Origin of the sequence: Labrys methylaminiphilus subsp. lupini (assembly GCF_051161885.1) — a bacterium.
In the GTDB taxonomy this organism is placed as follows: Bacteria; Pseudomonadota; Alphaproteobacteria; order Rhizobiales; family Labraceae; genus Labrys.
The window spans coordinates 381,912-401,668 of record NZ_JBMDIH010000001.1; the positions used below are offsets into that span (position 1 = coordinate 381,912).

The window sequence follows — 19,757 nt, forward strand, 5'->3', positions numbered from 1 at the left end:
AGACGACCGCGCGCCGAGCAATCTTTTGACGCAATTTAGGTCCTTCCGTCGTCTTGAGCGCTTTATCGATCCGGCAGCTTGCTCTATTGCTCGCCGGTGATTTTGCGTGGCGGGCGCGGTATGCTAGGCACCTTGCCGAAAACAGATGGACAGGACAGGCATGAGCGCTTTTCGCACCCTCGACGACGTCAATGTGGAAAACAAGCGCGTTCTGGTACGCGTCGACCTGAACGTCCCGATGGAGAATGGCGTCGTCGGTGATGCCACCCGCATCGAGCGTGTGATCCCCACCATCCTGGAGCTGGCGCGCGCCAGGGCAAAGGTCATCCTGCTCGCCCATTTCGGCCGGCCCAAGGGCGTGGATCCCAAGGAAAGCCTGAAGCCTGTCGCCGCCAAGCTCGCCGAGATCGCCAAGCGTCCCGTCGCCTTTGCCGAGGATTGCATCGGCGAGGTTGCGGCCAAGGCGGTCGCCGCCCTGCAGCCGGGCGACATTCTCTGCCTGGAGAACACGCGTTTCCATCCCGGCGAAGAGAAGAACGATCCTGACTTCGTCAAGGCTCTGGCCGCCAATGGCGACATCTGGGTGAACGACGCCTTCTCGGCCGCCCATCGCGCCCATGCCTCGACCGAAGGCCTCGGCCACCTCCTGCCGGCCTATGCCGGACGCACCATGCAGGCCGAGATCGAGGCGCTGTCGCGCGCGCTCGAGCAGCCCAAGCGCCCTGTCGTCGCCGTGGTCGGCGGTGCCAAGGTCTCGACCAAGCTCGAGCTGCTCGGCAATCTCGTCAGCAAGGTCGACGCGCTGATCATCGGTGGCGGCATGGCCAATACCTTCCTGCACGCCCAGGGCGTCGGCGTCGGCAAATCGCTGGCCGAGCGCGACCTCGCCGATACCGCCCGCGCCATCCTCGCCAAGGCGGAGAAGGTCAACTGCGCCATCATCCTGCCGGTGGATGCCATCGTGGCCTATCATTTCGCTGCCGATGCGCCGAACCACGCCTATGGCCTCGATTCGATCCCGCATGACGGCATGATCCTCGATGTCGGGCCGCAATCGGTGGAGCGCATCAAGGGTGCCATCGACGAGGCGGAGACGCTGGTGTGGAACGGCCCGCTGGGCGCTTTCGAGCTGCACCCCTTCGACCACGGCACGGTGGCGGCGGCCAAGCATGTCGCCGCGCGCACCAAGGCCGGCAAGCTGCTGTCGGTCGCCGGCGGTGGCGACACGGTGGCGGCGCTCAACCATGCCAAGGTCGCCGAACAGTTCTCCTATGTCTCCACCGCCGGCGGCGCCTTCCTCGAATGGCTGGAAGGCAAGCCGTTGCCGGGCGTGGAGATCCTGCGCGCCTGACGCGTCCGGCCAATCGCTCGCGCCTCGGCAAATTTCGGAGACTTCTCATGGCACGCATCACCCTTCGCCAGTTGCTCGACCACGCCGCCGAGCATGGCTATGGCGTCCCCGCCTTCAACATCAACAATATGGAGCAGGTGATCGCCATCATGGAGGCGGCCAAGGCCACCGGCTCGCCGGTGATCATGCAGGCCTCTCGCGGTGCGCGCCAATATGCCAACGACATCATGCTGACCAAGATGATGGATGCGGCAGTCGAGATCTATCCGGACCTTCCGGTCTGCGTGCACCAGGACCATGGCAACAACGAAGCGACCTGCCTCACCGCCATCCAGGCCGGCTTCACCTCGGTGATGATGGACGGCTCGCTCAAGGAGGACGGCAAGACGCCGGCCGACTATGGCTATAATGCCGGCATCACCCGCCGCGTCGTCGACATGGCCCATTGGGTCGGCGCCTCGGTGGAAGGAGAACTCGGCGTGCTCGGCAGCCTCGAAAGCGGCACGGGCGAGGCCGAGGACGGCCACGGCGCCGAAGGCGATCTCTCGCATGACCAGCTCCTCACCAATCCCGACGAGGCGGTGAAGTTCGTCAAGGACACCAAGGTCGATGCGCTCGCCATCGCCATGGGCACCTCGCATGGCGCCTATAAATTCTCCCGCAAGCCCGATGGCGCCATCCTGGCGATGAACGTCATCAAGGAAATCAACCAGCGCATGCCCGACATGCATCTGGTCATGCATGGTTCTTCCTCGGTGCCGCAGGAGCTCCAGGACATCATCAACAAATATGGCGGCGAGATGCCGCAGACCTGGGGCGTGCCGGTGGAGGAGATCCAGCTCGGCATCAAATACGGCGTGCGCAAGGTCAATATCGATACCGATTGCCGCATGGCCATCACCGGCCAGATCCGCCGTATCTTTGCCGAAAATCCGGGCGAATTTGATCCGCGCAAATATCTCAAGCCGGCCCAGGATGCGATGATCAAGCTGTGCAAGCAGCGCTATGAGGAGTTCGGCACCGCGGGCCAGGCTGCCAAGATCAAGGTCATTCCGCTCCACGAGATGGCCAAGAGCTACAAGGCCGGCAAATTCGAGCCGAAATTCGCTTGAGCGGTTCCGGAAAACCGCCTCGCGCCTCTCGGCTTGAGCGAGACGACAACGAAATCGTACAGTATCGGAGCCGATCCCGGGATCGGCCCCGATGCCGTAGCAAGAAGAAGGACGCCCGGGATTCCCTCCATGGCTGAAGTTCCATCCCGCCCTCCCGTCCAGATCTATCTGGTCACCCCGGCCCTCGACGATGTCGCCCCCTTCCTGCCGGCCCTGCGGGCCGCGCTGTCGGCCGGCGACATTGCCTGCGTGTTGTTCACCCCGGTGGCCGGCGACGACAACGGCGCCAAGAAGCTGATCAAGGAGATCGCGCCGGTAGTGCAAGGCGCGGGCGCGGCGCTGCTCGTCAGCGGCTGGAGCGCGGTGGTGGCGCGGGCGGGTGCCGATGGCGTGCATCTCAATGACGGCCGCAAGGGCCTGACCGACGCGCTCGACAGCTTCAAGCCTGAGCGCATCGTCGGAGCGGGCGGCATCCGCACGCGTGACGAGGCCATGACCGTGGCCGAAAGCGGCGTCGACTATGTCATGTTCGGGGAGCCGGCGCGCGATGGCCGCCTGCCGCCGCTGGAGGGCGTGGTAGAGCGCACCGCCTGGTGGGCCGAGCTCTTCGAAGTGCCTTGCGTCGCCTTCGCGCCGGATCTGGCGGCGGTGCCGCTGTTCGCCGATGCCGGTGCCGATTTCGTGGCGCTCGGCAATGCCGTCTGGAATCACGAGCAGGGGCCCGCCGAAGCGGTTGCGCTGGCGGACCGGCTGCTGAAGCAGAGAGGAAGTCTCGCATGAAGCGCATCGCTGTTGCGGCCGCGCTCGCGCTGCCGGTCCTTCTCGCCTCGTTGCCGGGCCGCGCGGAACCCTCGCCCCCTGCCGACGCCGCACAGCCGGCCGAAGCCAATGGCGGCGAGGCGGGCAAGCCGGCAGAGGCAGGTGCGCCGGCCACGGCTGCTCAACCCGCATCGGAAGCCGCCAAGCCCGCGGAGAACGCGCCTGGCGAGGCCGCGCCGCCATCCGGTGCCGCCAAGCCCGCGGAGGTGGCAGCCCCCGCCGTGCCGGGCGGGCCGCCGCCGGATCTTGCCTATGGCGCTTTCCAGCGCGGCTACTATCTCAGGGCGCTGGAGGAAGCCACCAAGCGCGTGGTGGCCGACAAGGATCCTGCGGCGATGACCCTGATCGCCCAGCTCTATGCCAATGGCCTGGGCGTGCCGCCCGATCCTGTGAAGGCAGCGCAATGGTATTCCGAGGCGGCCGAGCGCGGCGATCGCAACGCCATGTTCGCCTATGGCATGACCAAGCTCCTGGGCAAGAACGTGCCCAAGGACGAGCCGGGTGGCATGCTGCTGCTCAACCGCGCCGCCGAATTGGGCGTGCCCGAGGCGGCCTATAATCTCGGCATCATCGCCCTGCGTACCACCAACGGTCCGCCCGACTACGCCACCGCCTATAAGCGCTTCAGCCAGGCGGCTCTCGCCAATAATGGCGATGCCCTCTATTCGCTCGGCGTGCTGACCAAGGACGGCAAGGGCGTGCCGGCCGACAAGAAGAAGGCGACCGAGTTCTTCCTGGCCTCGGCCAATGCCAGCAATATCGACGGCATGGTGGAATATGGCATCGCCCTCTTCAACGGGGAGGGCGTGCCGCGCGACCAGGAGATGGCGGCCGACTGGTTCGAGCGCGCGGCCCGGCGTGGCTCGCCGATCGCCCGCAATCGCCTGGCGCGGATGTATGCGGCCGGCATTGGCCTGGCGCCCAATCCGGTGCTGGCCTGCATGTGGCATCTGCTCGCCAAGGCGGCGGGGCTCGACGACAAGCAGCTCGACGAATATGTCGCCCGACAAACGCCGGAGGTGCGGGCGGCGGCCATTCAGGGCGCCCGCTACTACGGCATGTAATGCCAACCGATCTTTTTCTTCAGGTTGGTACGAAGGATCGATAGGGGAGGTTGGCGGTGCTGGATGCGGCGGCGAGGGCAGTGATCGAGCGCCATTCGCTCGGCTATGTGGCGAGCGTCAATCCTGACGGCACCCCGAATCTGTCGCCCAAGGGCATGATGCTGGCCTTGGACGACCACCATATCGTTTTCGGGGAGGCGCGCTCCCCGGGAACCTTGCGCAACATACGCGAGCGCCCGGTGGTGGAGATCAATTTCGTCGATGTGCTGGCCCGCAAGGGCGTGCGCATCCGCGGCCGTTGCGAGGTCATCGCCAAGGAGAGCGAGGCTTTCGCGGCTTTGCGTCCGCATTTCGACCGCTGGGGCGCCCTGGCCGACCGCATCCGCCATTTCGTGCGTGTTCGCGTCGAGACGGTGAAGCCGATTTCATCGCCCGCCTATGACATCGGCGCCGAGGAAGAGGCGCTGCGCAGCCATTGGAAGGCCTATTATCAGGGCCTGTGAACCTTAAGGGCCGCTGCGATTCGAATTTTCACGCCGGTCGCATTTTCCCGTTCATATCGGCGGCATTTTCCATTAGACAGGCCGCTTCCCATTCCCGTGCCCCGTGCTCCGGGGCGGCTGTTATTTGAAAGTTTCATGATGCTGCGTTCACCTTTGATGAATGTGATGGTTGCTGCCGTGCTCAAGGCCGGCAAGGGTCTCAAGCGCGATTTCGGCGAGCTGGAGAACCTGCAGGTCTCGACCAAGGGGCCGGGCGATTTCGTGTCCGTCGCCGACAAGAAGGCCGAGCGCACGCTGCATCAGGAACTGGAGCGGGCCCGTCCGGGCTATGGCTTCGTGATGGAGGAAGCCGGCGTCGTCGAAGGCGCGGACAAGACCCATCGCTGGCATATCGATCCGCTCGACGGCACCACCAATTTCCTGCACGGCGTGCCTTTCTTCGCCGTTTCCGTGGCCTTGGAGCGCGAGGGCCTGCTGGTAGCCGGCGTCGTCTACAATCCCGCCACCGAGGACCTGTTCGTGGCCGAGCGCGGCAAGGGCGCCTTCCACAACGAACGCCGCATCCGTGTCTCCGGCCGCCGCCTGATGGAGGATTCGATCGTGGGCATGAGCCTGGCGCGCCTCGGCCGCGGCCAGCACCAGACCAACCTCGCCGATCTCGGTACCGTGATGGGCAAGGTTGCCGGCGTCCGCAATTTCGGCGCCGCCGCCCTGGACCTGGCCTATGTCGCTTCCGGCCGGCTCGACGGCCTGGCCGCGCGCTGGCTCTCCTCCTGGGACCTAGCGGCCGGCATCGTGCTGGTACGCGAAGCCGGCGGCTTCATCTCCGACATCCGGGGTGGGGACACCATGCTGGACACCGGCGACATCGTGGCCGGCAATGAGGCCATCCACAAGGGCCTGCTCGGTCTGCTCACCAAGGCCTGATATTGGGCCTGACATCGCGGCCGCAGGGGCGAGACGCCAGCAAAAACGGGGAGGGGAGAAGATTTCCTCTCCCGCCCGCTTGACAGTTTCGGCCCAGCCTTGCATAAGCCGCCCGTCCCGGCAGTGCCGGGCTCCGTGGCGGGGTAGCTCAGCTGGTTAGAGCAGCGGAATCATAATCCGCGTGTCGGGGGTTCAAGTCCCTCTCCCGCTACCATTTTTCCCTGAGAAAAGACGATCGAGCAGAGCGCGGCTCTTAAGCGCAACCTTGCAAACGACTGCGGTCCTCTAGGCGTTTATGTCGGCTTTGGCGCGGGCGGCCGCTTCATGCGCCGCACATCGCCCATTGAGGGCACTGTCACCGTAATTCCAAGGCCTCAAGGTAGGCGGCTTGTTCGGCATCGCCACCAACGCGGCCAAGGCCGGCGAAATTGTCGAGGCCAAGCTGAAAGGTGTCTTGGAGATCGACAAGGCCGAAGCCCAAGCCTGGGTCCAAGGCCATCTCATCTACTGAGACAATACCGCCAGGGTTGCCACCGCTACCGTCGGCTCAAACGCCAAGATCGGTGTTGCCGTCCTTGATGCGGCCAATCGCTCCACGACCGGCCGAGTACGGCTCAATGGCACCTTCTGACAGCTAAGGCCGGCCCTGCCTTTCCCCGATATCCGGGCGCGGCCTACTGTGCCAATGCGCACAGCAAAGACTTCCCCAGATAAATAGGTTCCCCCTCGGCTCTTAATTGCACCTGGCGCTCTCCTCCCTGCGACTGGGAAGAGGGCGCTTTTTCTTATGTGCGAAATCGCACATTCAAATTTTATCACTGTGATTAGTCATGCGGCACCTGTCGGACAAATCGACAGCGCGCAAAGACAAGGCACAATCGAGAGCCCCGGAAATGCCCAACAAGACCACTATTCGCCTGGCCGTGATGGCTTCGGCAGCAATTCTGCTCGGCGTGCTCGCCGGCACCACCTATGCCAATGCAGCGTCCCGCGAGGACAACTGTCGGGTCGCCGACGGTGCCGATCGCGCTACCTGCTGCAGCAAGGTCGAAAGCACCTCATTCTTCGGCCGTCTCTTCGGTGGCGGCTGCACCGTCCTTTCGCGTGGCGACCTCGGCCACAGCGGCCAGCAATCGGCAAGCGCGACTGGCCCCAAGTCGAGCGGCGGCAAGGCGTCCAGCGGATCCGGCAGCACCGGCAGCGGTACCGGAAGCAGTGGCGGGGCCGGCGATAGCGGCGGTGGTGACACCGGTAGCGGAGGCCAGAATGGCGGCGGTAATAATGGTGGTGGCCATAACGGTGGCAGCAGCGGCGGCAACAACTGATCCAGTCAACTGGACGAAATGAAAAGGCCCCCGTCGGAAATGGCGGGGGCTTTACTTTGGGCTATCGTCCATCATGCGGGCACCCGATTGCGGCAACGATCGATCTGGTGAGTGCGCGACCATAGAGCGCGCTTTGTTTTGTTGCCGGCGGCAACGATGGTTCTGATGATGCCGACGGCCGGCCGATCTATACCCCCCTTGATCGACCCGCCGACAAACCCAACTGCGCCCGGCCCCCCACAAGGGTCGGGCTTTTTTGTTGTCGGCCGACTGCAGCGCGCTGTACGGGCAGCGTTTTGCGTCAGGGCGCTGCCATGTACTGTGTGCGGGTTCTCTAAAGCGGTGCCCCGAAATGCTCACCTTCAATTCTCTCCTCTCCGCCACTGGCATCGACCTCGCAAGCACCAAGTTCGTCCGACACCAAGACAATCGCGCAGGTAAGGGGCGATCCCCGTATGACCTATGGAGGGCGGCGGATGGGCGTTTCGATCTTTTCCAGCGGATCCAAAGTCGCCGGGCGTTCGATGGAGCTAAATGGATCGCATCCTTTGTCGCGACGCCGCTGGGCGAGACTTTATTCGCCGGAATATATGAGGTCGGCTCCGTCTCGGCAGTGGCCTCGGGGACGCTTTATCCCCTGGACGACACACTGGTTAGTGAAAGCGAGCACCTGTACGAGTTACGCCTGTCACCACTTCTTGCCGATTATCGCGGGCGTGTTGTCATCGAATGGTGCCCGGGCTATCGGACCTGGGCTCAGCGTGCTGACCGGAAAGAAAAACCTATCGTCGAGATCCGCCGAACTGTCGTCGATCCGCCTTTCCCAGGCTTCGGTGCTTTCATGTGGCGGATCCGCGATCTGGCAACTGTACCGGTGGCATGGCGCCAAGCGCTGGCGGCGGTGGCTGGCGTCTACCTTTTGGTTTGTCGATCGACGGGACAGCGCTACGTCGGATCGGCCTACGGCACCGGGGGCTTCTGGGGCCGGTGGGAGCAGTATCTAGCGACCGGCCACGGTGGAAACGTGGGAATGAAGACCCACGGGAGCGACGACTTTCAGGTTACGATCTTGGAACTGGCGTCCCTGTCGACGACGGTCGATGAGGTCATCGCGCTTGAAAACCGATGGAAGGACAAGCTGCTGACACGCCAATTCGGGCTGAACCTGAACTGACGGGTCACGCCGGGCGGCCCGTCATCGGATCGGGCTTTTTGCACCCATCTCTTTCAATTTGCGATGTGTCTTGAATACATCAGTTGGGGGAATAAGCAGGCTTTGCCGGATATGATCCCATAGTTACTTGTTGATCAACTCTCTCAAGTTCGGTAGCCAACGAAATTGGGGAGTGATGGAAATGGAATACGCTGAGGCATTGCCGGCCAACTGCCCGCCCGACGCGGCGGCTGACATTGAATTGAAATCGGTATTTCGTGTTGTCAGGAAATTGCAGCCGGTGCGAGAGGATTTTCTCTCTCACGCTACGTTGGGCCGTCAAAAGCTTCCGGACATGGATGACTGCCGCTTCGCTTCGTGCTCGCTGTTCTCTTGCAAGGATAAGGCTCGAAATCTCGCCAAGCGGCTGCCAAAAACACAATGTGAAACCCCCCACATAAGTGAGTTGAAAGTGGCTGCCGGCAGCGGCCGCTCCTTAGGGTTCAGACTCGTTCAAAGCCAGAAAGCGATGGCGGCGGCGAGGGATAGGGCTGAGAGGAAGTTTCTGGCGAGCTTGTCGTAGCGGGTTGCGATCCGGCGGAAGTCTTTGAGGCGGCAGAACATGGCCTCGACGCGCCAGCGGTCCTTGTATCGGCGCTCGTCGTACTGGATCGGGCGCTTGGGGTTACGGCGGCCCGGGATCACGGGGATCGTGCCCTGTTTGCGCAAGACAGCCCTGATGCGATTGGCATCATAACCGCGGTCGGCGATCACCCTTTTCATCCCGGCTGTTTCACCGATCAACAGGTCGGCACCCTTGACGTCGGATGTGTTGCCGGGCGTCAAGACGAGACGAAGCAGCCTTCCGAGGACATCGACAAGCGCGTGGACCTTCGTCGTCCGGCCACCGCGCGAGAGGCCAATGGCATTGGCTCGCGCGCCCCTTTTCCTCCTCCAGCAGAGCGGTGGGCCTTGATGGAGCTACTGTCGATCTGGCCGGTCTGTGCGATCCAGCCTTCCTCAGTCAGCGCGGCCAGGATGCGAGTCCACAAGCCCCGGCGGCTCCACCTGTTCCAGCGATTGTAGACCGTTGTCGTCGGTCCGTATTCGGCAGGGCAATCCGCCCAGCGGCCGCCGCATTTGAGCATGTGAATGATGCCGGAAATCACTCGCCGGTCATCGACGCGACGCGCCCCCGGCTGGTTCTTCGGCAGATGGAGTTCGATCACCTTCCATGCTTCATCCGACAACCAGAACAATGAACGCGACATCTCAAGGTATCTCCTTCTTCAACAGAGATATCTTGAATCAATTTACGCCTTAATTTTCAATACTATGATTGGGTTTTGACCCTAGCCAGGTCCTTGTCCGAGTTCTCGATCACCAATTTCATGGAAACGACCCCGCCTGACGCTCCGAGGGCAATTGCATAGCATGAATTTGGAGGGAAGGAATCCCCCCGACATCTGTTGAATGTGCCAACAAAAAGGCCCGCCTGCTTAAGATCCCCTATTCCTGGATCACAGGCTATTACCCTGGGCTGAATTTCGGCCGAATTGCCGACGTTATGAAGGGCCGATTGTTTCCTGGGATACCGGCTGCCGAGGGGTTGCCGCCTGACTTTCCGACATCGGGAGCAAGGGCGTAAAACACCGAAGGGGCGGCTCCGGCTGCCCCTTACTTTATTCTAATTCTTCCAGATTTTCCGGCGTCTCCCCATACCGCTCGAGGATCACGGCATCATCGAAATCGCCAAACTGCAGATCGCCGGTTCGAGAGAAGGCTATCGCGCCCACAATCATGTCATCGAGGCGCTTCTTCCCGGTCATATTATAGGCTCGGAACTTGGCCTTAGCCGCGTCGGGCGCTTCCTCGGCCTCGATCGCGAACAGGTCGCCCTCTGAGGCGCGTACGAAGGGGCACGACATAGTAGGCGTGTGGGGCATGTTAGCTTCTACTTTTTCCGAGAGCTCCCCACCGATCCAGAATTACCCCAATTGCCGTAAGCGGCGGCAAGCCTTGTGCTCTCCGATTCAGTTCAACTGCGATTGCCTGCGGTGCATCGCAAATCCTCGATGCTTGGTGGCCTTTCAGAGGAACGGCCGATCCTAATTGACCAGGCCGATATTCCAACTCAACCATGCGGCAACAATGTGCCACAATCTCCTTTAGTGCGGCATCGGGAAAGAGGTCAGGGTTTACGCCAGCAGCCCGCATTTCCTGTTTCAAAAGAAGCGGGCCGCTTGTCTCAATGGAGACAGCTGCCCCCACGAAAAGTTTGAACAGCCAGATTACGACAAGGGCGATTATTATCCCTGCTGCAATATAAAATGCTAGCATGCGCCCTCGCCTAATAGTTCTATTTGATCATATTTTTCACATTCTAGCGCATCTAAGCACAGATGCTTACTGACTGCTACAATCTCCCAAGCTCTGCTGGCGTTTTCTTCTATCGCACCAAGACTGCGCCTTTTAGCCGGCAGTTAACCCACTGAAATCCTTGGACTGCTCAGATTTGAGCATACCCTTCAAGTATCTGCGGTTTGGGGCAGACATCTTGTTCGCCGCCCGGCGGGATCCCGTCCAAGCAGGGAAGTGCTCACCCCGGAACATTACGCGAACTTCCGGCTTATGCGGTCGAGTTGCGCTAATGAATTTCCCCGCGACTTTTCATGCCGTTATCGGAGGGGATAGCGCCAAGCGCGGGGAGGGTGCAAAGGTACTCACCGCTTCCCCACTTTGTGCCGTTTCCACGGATTTCGTTTCAGATTTGTTCCCTCTGGCCTTCGGGCCAGAGGGCTTTGCGCTTCAGAGGCCTTATTTGGCCTGCAGGTTATCTGCCGACAGCTTGCCGGAACGGCGATCTTCAACCAGCTCATAGCTGACCTTCTGGCCCTCCTGCAGGGAACGGAAGCCAGCACGCTCTACGGCGCTGATGTGAACGAAAACATCCTTCGAGCCGTCATCCGGCTGAATGAAACCATAGCCCTTTTGCTCGTTGAACCATTTGACCGTTCCAGTGCTCATATCGAATTCATCCCATAAAGAAGCCTTTCGGCGCGTCGAACTTATACCCCCCGATCGGCCTCATGAACAGGTTGCATTCTGGCCTTTGGGCTGCAGAGGGAGGGCGCTCCCTTCACACGGGAGGTGTCGGCAGTTCAAATCCCTCCCTCTGATTTGAACCGTCCTACCATCCCCGGACGGCCACCGTTCCCGCACCGTAGGGGATACTTTGTCGGTGAGATTGAACGAAACGCTCTCACGCTACCGCCAACCTGGCCGAAGTGATGCTCCCGACAAGGGGGCGGATATCCAGTGATATGGAGCAGGCATGGCTCGCGTGCTTGCCTGCGGTGGACAGTCATGCTGGCGATAAAAACGCAGAACAGGTCGCGCGGTTCGTTAGGTGCCTATCCACTCGCTTATTCGTTTTCATTCACGATGCGGGCGGGACTTGCAGAACAGGGCGAGGCAACGCATGCTTCCTCGAGATTGAGGCGAAGCTGCAATGGGACCTGCGTCTAAGACTCTTGCCTTGAGCATCGTGATCGTCGCCCTTTGCTCATCGGCAGGCGCCGCCGCGGAAGCGGTAGTCGATGCTTCCTGCCAGCCGCTACTCGAGGCCAATGACAAGCTAGGGTCACTTGAGCAGTTTCAGGTCGTCAGAGACCTGAAATACTCCGATGGAAAGGTGGTCCATGGTGAGCTTGTCGTGATCGGAACGAAGGCCTACCGACGCAACAATCCCGGATCGAAATACGTTGAAAGCAATTTCGTATTCAGGCGGGATGGGCTGCCAAAAGAGGCCATCCATTCCGATTGCGTCCTTGCCGGTTCCGAGCGCCTTTTGGGCAAGGACTACGACATATGGAATTATCAGTTCAGCTACGCGGATGAAAAACCGAATGCCCGGCAGGCGCTAGCCTGTCACACTTGGCTGGATCATCAAACGGGGCTGCCCCTCAAGCGCCGTTGCTCTGCCTCACAGCCCGATAGCAGGATTTCCGCAGTTTCGCTTTTTTGGAGCTATCGTCGGGGTTTTGAGACGCCGGCCGTCGAGGCGGCGCCGCCGTAGAGCGGAAGGGAGGCCGGCATCGATAAGATGTCCGGTAAAAATTACCGTTTCTACCGGCGTTGAGCGATCGAATGCACCTTCGCTGGACAACAGGAATTACTTTGACGGTGCACCTTCGTTTGCCCGGAGCTTGCCGAATGGGCGCGCCCGTTCAAATAGCTTCTTCTTGGTCGCCACAAGACGTGATGCCCGTGAAGCGAACCTCGTCCGCAACCGGTTGTTCTGGCGTCTTTTCCCAATCTGAAAAACCTGCCGGCTTTCGGCAAAAGATGCAAGACTGCCATCCGGAACGTCGGGAGCGCGCGATGAAGGGCGGCAACTGGCTTGCGGTAGGCGGACTGCTCATCGGGGCGGCGTCCTTGCTGTGCAACGGGCCGGTGCAGGCGCAGGGCTATGATGCCTGGCTCGCCTGGCCCGACGACTACAAGCGCGGCTTCGCCTGGCCATCGTGATGGAACAGCTCTCGACCTGCCTCGGTGAGGGCTGCAGCCTTACACGCCACCGCAGGCAATGCCTCGCCGGCGTGACCGACAAGGCGGTGGTCGAACTGCTTGAGCGATATATTGGCCGCCATCCCCAGGCCAGGTTGCGCCCGGTCAATGTGACCCTGAGCCAGGCACTCTCCGAGTTGTGCGGTCCGGCCCCCTAAGGGGTGCCCATGGGGCGACCTGAAAATCGATAACCGGCGTATGAGGTCCTGGTGGGGCCACAGCGGATGAACCCGCGCGATACGGCTGTCCAGGTCCTTCGAGGGCGCGTTCCGGCGATGCCCGTTACGAAACTGCGTTCTTCCTTGGCGTCATTTCATGCGTGGCCGACCCAAAAGCGCGATAGAATGGCGCGCGCAAGGGCACTCAGCACAGGTGAGGCATATGATGGCTAAGGATACGACGATTGTGCTCGTCCATGGCTTCTGGGGCGGCGCGGCCCATTGGGCCAAGGTGATCACGGAACTCACGCGCCTGGGATATGACAAGGTCCGCGCTGTGGAACTGCCGCTCACCGGCCTGGCCGATGATGCCGAGCGTACCCGCAAGATGGTCAAGCAACAGGAAGGCAAGGTGGTGCTGGTCGGCCATTCCTATGGGGGCGCGGTGATCACCGAGGCCGGAGGCCTGCCGAATGTGGCGGGCCTGGTCTATATCGCCGCCTTCGCGCCGGATGCCGGCGAGAACCCCGGCGCGATCAGCCAGCAGAGCCCGCCCGAGGCGTTCCCCAATATCGCGCCGGACAGCGATGGCTATCTCTGGATCAAATACGACAAGTTCGGCGAGAGTTTCTGCCAGGATCTGAGCGCGGAGGAAGCCAGGATCATGGCCGTCACACAGAAAGCGCCATTGACCTCCACCTTCGGCGACAATGTCACCACACCTGCCTGGAAGGCGAAGCCGGTCTGGTATCAGATCTCCAGCCATGACCGCATGATCGCACCCGACAACCAGAAGCGCATGTCCGCGCGCATGAACCCGCGCAAGGTCATTACGCTCGAGGCCAGCCATGCTTCACTCGCCTCCAGGCCGGTGGAGGTCAGTCAACTGATCGACGAAGCCGCAGGCGCGGTTGGATAGCGGCATCGCCGGAGAGATGAGGAAGCGGGCGGGGAGGCTGCTGCCTCTCCCTTGCCAGCTTGGTGTTCCGGACTCAGGCCAAGTTCGATGGCATCGGATGGCGGCGTGGCTAGTCCCGCAGCATCTTTGCGATATCCTCGATCGGATGCGAGGTCAGCTGTTTGGGAATTTCGCGGCTGATGCGCTCCACCACTTCCTGGTGGAAGGCTTGGCGGAGGTCGCCGAGCACCTTGGGCGGGGCGACCACGATCAGCTTGTCGAACTGGCCGGCATGGGCGCGTCGATACAGGATTTCGGCGAGCCCGGCCGCAAAACGTTCCTCGCCCAGCCGATGCCAGTCGGTCTCCTTGATGGCGCTGGTGCGGCCATTGGTGCCGGTGCCGGTACGCCCCGGCTGATCGGTGCCCTGTTCGCGTGTGGCGGGATTGTCTTCCTGCAGGACCTGGTCGACGGTGAGACTGGCCTTGTTGCCACGTCCGACCTGGCGCAGAAAGAGCGCCTTCCTGCCGTCTCCGACCAGCACAAGGGTGTTCTTGTCGTCTAGGATCATGATTGCACTACCTCTCTGTAAAGGGAATGCATCCAGGCGCTCAAATGTTCCTGTCTCAAGCTCAGGATGCTGGGCCTTCGGCTGGGCAACAACCCCAACGCCTACCGAACGAGGCTCCTTCGATGCGATGTCGTTTCGATCCGAGCGGCATGGAGATCAGCCGCGGGGACCGGATAATGTCGTAGCGTAAGGGGTAACGAGCGCTTCCTTGCATCAAAATGGAAGGCATTCTTACAGAATTGCTTCCCATGTAACGCCCAGATTTTTTACATCTTACGATAACACGTCATCTTTTTGAACCAAAATGTATCGTCATTTCTTGTATCGGAGAGCCAGAATTTCAAAAGACTGCTGTGCCATTTCGCACAGAGCGGAGCACCGGTCCGCTGTCATTGAGAGGTATCGGAAGCCTGTCGTGACAGAGGGAGTGCTGCCATGCCTCGCGACGAAACGCTGTTGGACTTCACCGAGGAAAATCATCGCCTCCGCCGCGTCTCGCGGGGCGATGCCGGTCGGCAGTTCCACTTCTCCATCTGCATCGTCGCCGTTCTGGCAATTGCGATCCTGCTGACCGTGATCGTCGAATCCGCCACCTTGAAGAAAAGGCCGATGTCGGGACCGGGCCGCTCGGTATCGCTCACCCAATCGCTGCGCTAAAACGTTTTGCGATTTGACGGCTCAGGCCGCGAGCATGCGCGAAAACAGGCCGGACAGCAGTCGGCATAGAGGTTGCGGTTCGTGTTCGCCCGCGGCGATGGCGTCGTCGACGACCCCGTGCATGCCGTCGAACAGGACGAGCGCCACCGCGCGGCTGTGCGGAACGGTCCAGATACCGGCGGCGCGCCCCTCGTCCAGCAGGGCGACGAGCTGGGCAATCACGGCGTCCTTCTCGCGCGATTGCCGCTGGCTGTGGGGGAAATCGTGGAAGACCACGTCGTGCAGCTGGAAATTGGCGAGATAGGCCGCAACGGCGCCGCCGATCCAGGCCGAAAGCCGGGCGACATAGTCGTTACGGGGGCAGGCATCGACGGCCGCAGCGACCCGGGACAGGAAATCCTGCGAGAAGCGCTCGCGGAGGGCGTGGATGACATCGGTCTTCGTTTTGAAATAATGGTAGAACGTGCCCTTGGCCACGCCTGCGCGTGCCACGATGTGGTCGACCGTGGTGGCCTCGATGCCGCGGGCGATAAAGAGTTCCGCCGCCGCAGACATCAGATCGTCCACCCGCACCTCGGCCGGCTGGATGCGCCGCTGGCGCGGCCGCTCGCCCCGCATGGGCGCACCCGGGCCCTCGATCTTTCCGGCCATGCCTCTCCTCTTTCGCCCAGGTCCTGAATGGAATGGCTCTCTGCCATATTTAGAATGATTTTGGAATAGCTTAGTCAGATTGACTGACCGTCGGTCGATATGTATCGATGCCGAAAAATCCTCCTTGCCAGGTAACGATCATGTCCTCCTTGCGCAGAAAGGCCGCCGTCGCGGCTGTTTATCTCGGCACCTTCATGGCCACTTTGGCGATCAGCATCGTTACGGTGGCGCTCCCCGCCATCCAGAAGGGCCTGGGCGCCGAGCTTTCCGACCTGCAATGGGTCGTCGGCTCCTATGCTCTCTGCCTTTCGGCCTTCATGCTCTCTGCCGGTCCCCTCGGAGATCGCTATGGACGCAAGCGCGCCTGGCTCATCGGTATTGTCTTGTTCACCCTGGGATCGGCGATCTGCGCGATGGCGCCCTCCCTCATGGTGCTGATCACCGGCAGTGCCGTTCAGGGCGTCGCCGGTGCCCTGGTCATTCCGGGCGCCCTGTCGATCCTAACACAGGCCTTTCCCGATCGCGGCGAGCGGGCCCATATCATCGGCGGCTGGTCATCCTTCAGCGCTGTTTCGCTGATCCTTGGCCCGATGCTCGGCGGGCTGCTGGTCGACAATGTCGGCTGGCCCAGCATCTTTCTGGTGAACTTACCGCTCGGCGCGCTCGCCTTCGGTCTCGGCATGATCGGCATCAGCGAAAGTGCCGATCCCGATCATGCTGCGCTCGATCCGCCCGGCCAACTCCTGAGCATCCTGTTCCTGGGTACGTTGACCTATGCACTGATTGTCGCGGGGCAAGCGGGCTGGACCGCGCCGGTGACGCTCGGCGCCTTGGCCGCCGCGGCGCTGGCACTCCTTGCCTTCGTCGTGGTCGAGAGCAAAGCGAGCCGTCCGGTGCTGCCCGTCGATCTTTTCCGCAGCATCCCTTTCGCCTCCCTCAATTTCGCCTCCTTCGCCCTCGGATTGTCCGGCTATAGCAGCCTGTTCTTCTTCTCGCTCTTCCTGCAGCAAGCGCAGGGATGGCCGGCCACGCAAGCCGGTTGGCGCATGGCTCCGGTCTTTGCGGCCATGGCGCTGACGGCGGTGCTGTTCGGCCGGCTCTCTGCACGCTACGGCCTGCAGCGCCTGATGCTGCTCGGTTATGTGCTGCTCGGTGGCGCCATGCTGATGATGGCACGGTTCAAGCCGGACACGCCCTATTTCACCATCGCGCCGCTTTTTGCCCTGCTTGGCATCGGCATGGGGCTGGCGGTGCCGGCAACCAGCGCAGCCATCATGGCCGCTGCTCCGCGCGCGCGGTCCGGCGCCGCATCCGCAACCATGAACGCTCTGCGCCAAGGGGGCATGACCATCGGTATCGCCCTGCTCGGCACCATGATGGCTGGCCGCGCGGTGGCGACGATGGCGCAGGCCTTGGCTGGAGCCGGTGTCACGTCTCCGCTGGCGGTGGCCAGTCTTGCCGTGCGTCGGCATGAGATGCCGGCCGGCTTGATCATGGCTGAACACGACTTCCGGCACGTGCTCGCTCGTGCCTTTGCGGACGGGTTCTGCCTAGCCGTCGTCGTCGCCGGCCTTGTCGGTCTGGCGGCGGTCCTGGTGCTGGTGCTTGGCTCTCGAACCGGTGTGCAACGCTCCGAGCCGCTTTCTGCCCTCGACGATCTCTAACCGCTCTCTGACGAAGGGAACCTGGCGATGGGCTGGTGGAGGGGGCGGGGGAGCGCCGAGGGCTACTTGCTCAGAAAAAGAGGTCGGATGACCCGAATCCCGCAACCCAATGCGCCGACGCCAGTTAGCAGAGGAAGCAAGGCGATCATCTGTGTTGTTGCATGCTCAGTAAACCAAGGCATGTCTGAGGAATGAGGAGAGATGGTATTTGAGCAAATATTCCCGGTTTATCTATGCCGCTGCCTCAATATGTCGCGGTCTTTGGATGCCGACCCAGGCAGAGATTCCTAACTATAACGAAATGTAATGTGCTTTTTTGGCCCAACGTGGCAAAATGCTGCTTTCGTCAAACGTAACGCGGGGATCATTTCGGATATGCAGGAAGCTCACAATAATTTAATCGATATTACGGTGGATATCGTCGCAGCTTACGTCGCCAATAATTCTATTCCGACGGACGGATTGCCATCTTTCATATCAATGGTTCACGACAGCCTGTCTAAGCTGCGGGAGCAGCCAGTAGTCGAAGAAGCCACCCCGTTGCGTCCAGCTGTACCAGTACGCAAGTCGGTTACGCCGGATTTCATCGTCTGCCTGGAAGATGGCCAGAAATTCAAATCGTTGAGGCGGCATCTGCGCAGCAAATACAATATGTCGCCGGAGGAATACCGTAGCAAATGGGGTCTTGCGGACGACTATCCCATGGTTGCGCCGAATTATGCTGCTGAACGCTCCCGTCTCGCCAAGGCCGCTGGCCTTGGGTCGCTGCGTTGGGGGCGCAGCACGCCGCCGGCCAAGACCGCCAAGGCTGGCTGAGGGGCTCGCCTTATCTCGAGTTGATGGCTGGAACGGTCCCGCGAGGGACCGTGCCGGCTTTTTTGCGTTTTACCGAAGAGGTGATCGAAAGACGGGATGAGGCCCCGGCCTCATAGTCTTGCCGCAGCATGAGGACTTCGGACCTGCGGAAAAGAGCGGATACGATCGGGCTGAATTTACGAGAGCAAAGTGCGATTTCTCTGCACCGTACTTTTACTCTAACTCTTTGTTTCCCAGCCAATCCGACGGATTGGCTGGGGCCTTTTTGCGATTCCAGGTGATTTCATGAAATCGCAAAATGCTTTGGCGGTGCGATGAACCGCCGGGCTCACACGGTGAGCACGATCTTGCCGCTATGGCTGCTGCTCTCCATCAACGCATGGGCCTTGGCCGCTTCCGACAGGGGGAAGACGGCATGGATCAGCGGGCGGCAACGCCCTTGCGCCAGCAGGGGCCAGGCATGCTCTTCCACCGCGGCTGCGATGGCCGCTTTGGCTGCCACCGACTGGGCCCTCAAGGTGGAGCCCATATGGCTCAGGCGCTTGGTCATCAGCCGTACGAAATCGACCTCGACTTTCGAACCCTGCAGGAAGGCGATGTTGACGATGCGCCCTTCCATCGCCGCCACCTCGTAATTCTTGGCGATGTAGCTGCCTCCCACCATGTCGAGAATGACATCGGGGCCGCGCCCGCCCGTCGCCTGTTTGACGGCCGCGCTCCAGTCCTCGGCCTTGTAGTCGATGGCAACATCCGCGCCGAGCTTGCGGCAGGTCTCGCATTTCTCGGGAGAGCCGGCAGTGACGATGACGGTGGCGCCGAAGGCCTTGGCCAGCATGATGGCCGTGGTGCCGATGCCGGAGGAGCCGCCGTGAACGAGGAGGGTTTCGCCGCTCTGCAGGCGGCCGCGCTGGAACACATTGTGCCAGACGGTGAAGAAGGTTTCGGGGATGGCCGCCGCCTGGATCATGTCGAGGCCGGCAGGAACCGGCAGGGCATGGCCGGCATCCGTCACGGCATAGGGCGCATAGCCGCCGCCGGGCGTGAGGGCGGCCACCTTGTCGCCGATCTTCCAGCGAGCGGCCTTCGGTCCGACGGCGACGACCTCGCCCGCAACCTCGAGACCGGGCAGATCGGAGGCGCCCTTGGGCGGCGGATAGGCACCGGCGCGCTGCAGCACGTCCGGGCGATTGACGCCAGCGGCGGCGACGCGGATGAGGATCTCGCTCTCACCGGGCTGCGGCACCCGGCGCTCCTCGGGCACCAGCACTTCGGGGCCGCCCGGCCGGCTGATGGCGATGGCGGTCATGGTGGTGGGCAGGTCGGGCATGGTCGATTCCGATCGTTTGAGGGGAGGGGACCGATCGCAAAAAGCTGCTTTTGATCGGCCTTTCCCAGAGCAAAGTGCGTTTTTAGAAAAAAGCCCCTTTGCTCTCACTCCCTGTTTCGACGCGTCTTGGTTTCGACGCGTCTTGGCGGTTCTCGCTCGCTACCTTACGGTCGCAGGGCGCTTTGGCCGGGA

Annotated in this window: 21 protein-coding genes, 1 tRNA gene and 1 pseudogene; 17 read left to right on the forward strand and 6 right to left on the reverse strand. The window is 61.7% G+C overall.

Going from position 1 to position 19,757, the window contains the following annotated elements:
- Nucleotides 1–160: 160 nt before the first annotated feature.
- From ACN6KF_RS01715 to ACN6KF_RS01760, 10 genes and pseudogenes are all read left to right on the forward strand, one after another.
- Nucleotides 161–1,351 (forward strand): phosphoglycerate kinase, encoded by a 1,191-nt coding sequence (locus tag ACN6KF_RS01715; RefSeq protein WP_434955170.1) that lies wholly within the window; start codon nucleotides 161–163, stop codon nucleotides 1,349–1,351.
- A 47-nt stretch (nucleotides 1,352–1,398) separates the two neighbouring features.
- On the forward strand, nucleotides 1,399–2,463 hold the full coding sequence (gene fba / locus ACN6KF_RS01720; protein ID WP_434955171.1) for a class II fructose-bisphosphate aldolase: 1,065 nt from the start codon (nucleotides 1,399–1,401) through the stop codon (nucleotides 2,461–2,463).
- Between the two features lie 129 nt (nucleotides 2,464–2,592).
- Nucleotides 2,593–3,243, forward strand: a complete 651-nt coding sequence (locus tag ACN6KF_RS01725) for a thiamine phosphate synthase (protein ID WP_434955172.1) — start codon at nucleotides 2,593–2,595, stop codon at nucleotides 3,241–3,243.
- Complete coding sequence (locus tag ACN6KF_RS01730; RefSeq protein WP_434955173.1) at nucleotides 3,240–4,346, forward strand: tetratricopeptide repeat protein; 1,107 nt, start codon at nucleotides 3,240–3,242, stop codon at nucleotides 4,344–4,346. Before ACN6KF_RS01725 ends, ACN6KF_RS01730 begins: the two co-directional genes overlap by 4 nt.
- A 56-nt stretch (nucleotides 4,347–4,402) precedes the next feature.
- A complete protein-coding gene (locus tag ACN6KF_RS01735; RefSeq protein ID WP_434955174.1) occupies nucleotides 4,403–4,849 on the forward strand; it encodes a pyridoxamine 5'-phosphate oxidase family protein in 447 nt (148 codons plus the stop codon).
- Nucleotides 4,850–4,987: 138 nt separating this feature from the next.
- Nucleotides 4,988–5,776 carry an inositol monophosphatase family protein gene (locus tag ACN6KF_RS01740; protein WP_434959589.1) on the forward strand — a complete coding sequence of 263 codons (789 nt, stop codon included), beginning with the start codon at nucleotides 4,988–4,990 and terminating at the stop codon, nucleotides 5,774–5,776.
- Nucleotides 5,777–5,913: 137 nt separating this feature from the next.
- Nucleotides 5,914–5,990: transfer RNA gene (locus ACN6KF_RS01745), tRNA-Met, on the forward strand.
- A 165-nt stretch (nucleotides 5,991–6,155) separates the two neighbouring features.
- Nucleotides 6,156–6,287: pseudogene (locus ACN6KF_RS01750) on the forward strand (DUF2190 family protein); the annotation flags it as partial.
- A gap of 382 nt (nucleotides 6,288–6,669) precedes the next feature.
- Nucleotides 6,670–7,101, forward strand: a complete 432-nt coding sequence (locus tag ACN6KF_RS01755; RefSeq protein WP_434955175.1) for a hypothetical protein — start codon at nucleotides 6,670–6,672, stop codon at nucleotides 7,099–7,101.
- 352 nt (nucleotides 7,102–7,453) lie between these two features.
- Nucleotides 7,454–8,275, forward strand: coding sequence for a GIY-YIG nuclease family protein (locus ACN6KF_RS01760; RefSeq protein ID WP_434955176.1), 822 nt, complete (start codon nucleotides 7,454–7,456; stop codon nucleotides 8,273–8,275).
- A 492-nt stretch (nucleotides 8,276–8,767) separates the two neighbouring features.
- Here the strand turns inward: ACN6KF_RS01760 and ACN6KF_RS01765 are convergent.
- From ACN6KF_RS01765 to ACN6KF_RS01775, 3 genes are all read right to left on the reverse strand, one after another.
- Nucleotides 8,768–9,525, reverse strand: a protein-coding gene (locus ACN6KF_RS01765) for an IS5 family transposase (RefSeq protein WP_434955177.1) whose coding sequence is annotated in 2 segments (ribosomal slippage) — nucleotides 8,768–9,192 and nucleotides 9,192–9,525 — 759 coding nt in all. Because the reading frame shifts where the segments join, the coding sequence is not laid out codon by codon here.
- 411 nt (nucleotides 9,526–9,936) lie between these two features.
- Complete coding sequence (locus ACN6KF_RS01770; RefSeq protein WP_434955178.1) at nucleotides 9,937–10,200, reverse strand: hypothetical protein; 264 nt, start codon at nucleotides 10,198–10,200, stop codon at nucleotides 9,937–9,939.
- An 871-nt stretch (nucleotides 10,201–11,071) separates the two neighbouring features.
- Nucleotides 11,072–11,281: a cold-shock protein gene (locus ACN6KF_RS01775; RefSeq protein ID WP_434955179.1), complete on the reverse strand. Its 210-nt coding sequence runs from the start codon at nucleotides 11,279–11,281 to the stop codon at nucleotides 11,072–11,074.
- 511 nt (nucleotides 11,282–11,792) lie between these two features.
- Here ACN6KF_RS01775 and ACN6KF_RS01780 point away from each other — a divergent pair.
- The 4 genes from ACN6KF_RS01780 (at nucleotide 11,793) to ACN6KF_RS01795 (ending at nucleotide 13,900) form a co-directional block, all read left to right on the forward strand.
- On the forward strand, nucleotides 11,793–12,332 hold the full coding sequence (locus ACN6KF_RS01780) for a hypothetical protein (RefSeq protein ID WP_434955180.1): 540 nt from the start codon (nucleotides 11,793–11,795) through the stop codon (nucleotides 12,330–12,332).
- A 305-nt stretch (nucleotides 12,333–12,637) separates the two neighbouring features.
- Nucleotides 12,638–12,784 carry a hypothetical protein gene (locus ACN6KF_RS01785; protein ID WP_434955181.1) on the forward strand — a complete coding sequence of 49 codons (147 nt, stop codon included), beginning with the start codon at nucleotides 12,638–12,640 and terminating at the stop codon, nucleotides 12,782–12,784.
- Nucleotides 12,784–12,981, forward strand: a complete 198-nt coding sequence (locus ACN6KF_RS01790) for a hypothetical protein (protein WP_434955182.1) — start codon at nucleotides 12,784–12,786, stop codon at nucleotides 12,979–12,981. The genes ACN6KF_RS01785 and ACN6KF_RS01790 overlap by 1 nt, the downstream gene beginning before the upstream one ends.
- Nucleotides 12,982–13,207: 226 nt before the next feature.
- Nucleotides 13,208–13,900 carry an alpha/beta hydrolase gene (locus ACN6KF_RS01795; RefSeq protein WP_434959590.1) on the forward strand — a complete coding sequence of 231 codons (693 nt, stop codon included), beginning with the start codon at nucleotides 13,208–13,210 and terminating at the stop codon, nucleotides 13,898–13,900.
- A gap of 109 nt (nucleotides 13,901–14,009) precedes the next feature.
- On the opposite strand, the gene ACN6KF_RS01800 is transcribed toward ACN6KF_RS01795, so the two are convergent.
- Nucleotides 14,010–14,450 (reverse strand): baeRF12 domain-containing protein, encoded by a 441-nt coding sequence (locus ACN6KF_RS01800; protein WP_434955183.1) that lies wholly within the window; start codon nucleotides 14,448–14,450, stop codon nucleotides 14,010–14,012.
- Between the two features lie 435 nt (nucleotides 14,451–14,885).
- Here ACN6KF_RS01800 and ACN6KF_RS01805 point away from each other — a divergent pair, with 435 nt between their 5' ends.
- Nucleotides 14,886–15,107 carry a hypothetical protein gene (locus ACN6KF_RS01805; protein ID WP_434955184.1) on the forward strand — a complete coding sequence of 74 codons (222 nt, stop codon included), beginning with the start codon at nucleotides 14,886–14,888 and terminating at the stop codon, nucleotides 15,105–15,107.
- A gap of 21 nt (nucleotides 15,108–15,128) precedes the next feature.
- Here the strand turns inward: ACN6KF_RS01805 and ACN6KF_RS01810 are convergent, their stop codons facing one another.
- A complete protein-coding gene (locus tag ACN6KF_RS01810) occupies nucleotides 15,129–15,758 on the reverse strand; it encodes a TetR/AcrR family transcriptional regulator (RefSeq protein WP_434955185.1) in 630 nt (209 codons plus the stop codon).
- Between the two features lie 140 nt (nucleotides 15,759–15,898).
- On the opposite strand from ACN6KF_RS01810, the gene ACN6KF_RS01815 reads away from it, so the two are divergent.
- Nucleotides 15,899–17,422, forward strand: coding sequence for an MFS transporter (locus tag ACN6KF_RS01815; protein ID WP_434955186.1), 1,524 nt, complete (start codon nucleotides 15,899–15,901; stop codon nucleotides 17,420–17,422).
- Between the two features lie 306 nt (nucleotides 17,423–17,728).
- Entirely contained in the window at nucleotides 17,729–18,238 is a 510-nt protein-coding gene (locus ACN6KF_RS01820) for a Ros/MucR family transcriptional regulator (RefSeq protein ID WP_434955187.1), read from the forward strand.
- Nucleotides 18,239–18,566: 328 nt separating this feature from the next.
- Here ACN6KF_RS01820 and ACN6KF_RS01825 read toward each other — a convergent pair whose 3' ends face one another.
- Nucleotides 18,567–19,565 (reverse strand): NAD(P)H-quinone oxidoreductase, encoded by a 999-nt coding sequence (locus ACN6KF_RS01825; RefSeq protein ID WP_434955188.1) that lies wholly within the window; start codon nucleotides 19,563–19,565, stop codon nucleotides 18,567–18,569.
- Nucleotides 19,566–19,757: the final 192 nt, after the last annotated feature.

What these genes read in the sequence shown, in the direction of transcription:
- fba (WP_434955171.1), top strand. Translation starts at nt 1,399, where the DNA reads ATGGCACGCATCACCCTTCGCCAGTTGCTCGACCACGCCGCCGAGCAT.
- ACN6KF_RS01810 (WP_434955185.1), bottom strand. Translation starts at nt 15,758, where the DNA reads ATGGCCGGAAAGATCGAGGGCCCGGGTGCGCCCATGCGGGGCGAGCGG.
- ACN6KF_RS01730 (WP_434955173.1), top strand. Translation starts at nt 3,240, where the DNA reads ATGAAGCGCATCGCTGTTGCGGCCGCGCTCGCGCTGCCGGTCCTTCTC.
- ACN6KF_RS01755 (WP_434955175.1), top strand. Translation starts at nt 6,670, where the DNA reads ATGCCCAACAAGACCACTATTCGCCTGGCCGTGATGGCTTCGGCAGCA.
- ACN6KF_RS01790 (WP_434955182.1), top strand. Translation starts at nt 12,784, where the DNA reads ATGGAACAGCTCTCGACCTGCCTCGGTGAGGGCTGCAGCCTTACACGC.
- ACN6KF_RS01815 (WP_434955186.1), top strand. Translation starts at nt 15,899, where the DNA reads ATGTCCTCCTTGCGCAGAAAGGCCGCCGTCGCGGCTGTTTATCTCGGC.
- ACN6KF_RS01820 (WP_434955187.1), top strand. Translation starts at nt 17,729, where the DNA reads ATGTGCTTTTTTGGCCCAACGTGGCAAAATGCTGCTTTCGTCAAACGT.
- ACN6KF_RS01785 (WP_434955181.1), top strand. Translation starts at nt 12,638, where the DNA reads ATGAAGGGCGGCAACTGGCTTGCGGTAGGCGGACTGCTCATCGGGGCG.
- ACN6KF_RS01795 (WP_434959590.1), top strand. Translation starts at nt 13,208, where the DNA reads ATGGCTAAGGATACGACGATTGTGCTCGTCCATGGCTTCTGGGGCGGC.
- ACN6KF_RS01740 (WP_434959589.1), top strand. Translation starts at nt 4,988, where the DNA reads ATGCTGCGTTCACCTTTGATGAATGTGATGGTTGCTGCCGTGCTCAAG.
- ACN6KF_RS01825 (WP_434955188.1), bottom strand. Translation starts at nt 19,565, where the DNA reads ATGCCCGACCTGCCCACCACCATGACCGCCATCGCCATCAGCCGGCCG.
- ACN6KF_RS01800 (WP_434955183.1), bottom strand. Translation starts at nt 14,450, where the DNA reads ATGATCCTAGACGACAAGAACACCCTTGTGCTGGTCGGAGACGGCAGG.
- ACN6KF_RS01760 (WP_434955176.1), top strand. Translation starts at nt 7,454, where the DNA reads ATGCTCACCTTCAATTCTCTCCTCTCCGCCACTGGCATCGACCTCGCA.
- ACN6KF_RS01725 (WP_434955172.1), top strand. Translation starts at nt 2,593, where the DNA reads ATGGCTGAAGTTCCATCCCGCCCTCCCGTCCAGATCTATCTGGTCACC.
- ACN6KF_RS01775 (WP_434955179.1), bottom strand. Translation starts at nt 11,281, where the DNA reads ATGAGCACTGGAACGGTCAAATGGTTCAACGAGCAAAAGGGCTATGGT.
- ACN6KF_RS01715 (WP_434955170.1), top strand. Translation starts at nt 161, where the DNA reads ATGAGCGCTTTTCGCACCCTCGACGACGTCAATGTGGAAAACAAGCGC.
- ACN6KF_RS01770 (WP_434955178.1), bottom strand. Translation starts at nt 10,200, where the DNA reads ATGCCCCACACGCCTACTATGTCGTGCCCCTTCGTACGCGCCTCAGAG.
- ACN6KF_RS01805 (WP_434955184.1), top strand. Translation starts at nt 14,886, where the DNA reads ATGCCTCGCGACGAAACGCTGTTGGACTTCACCGAGGAAAATCATCGC.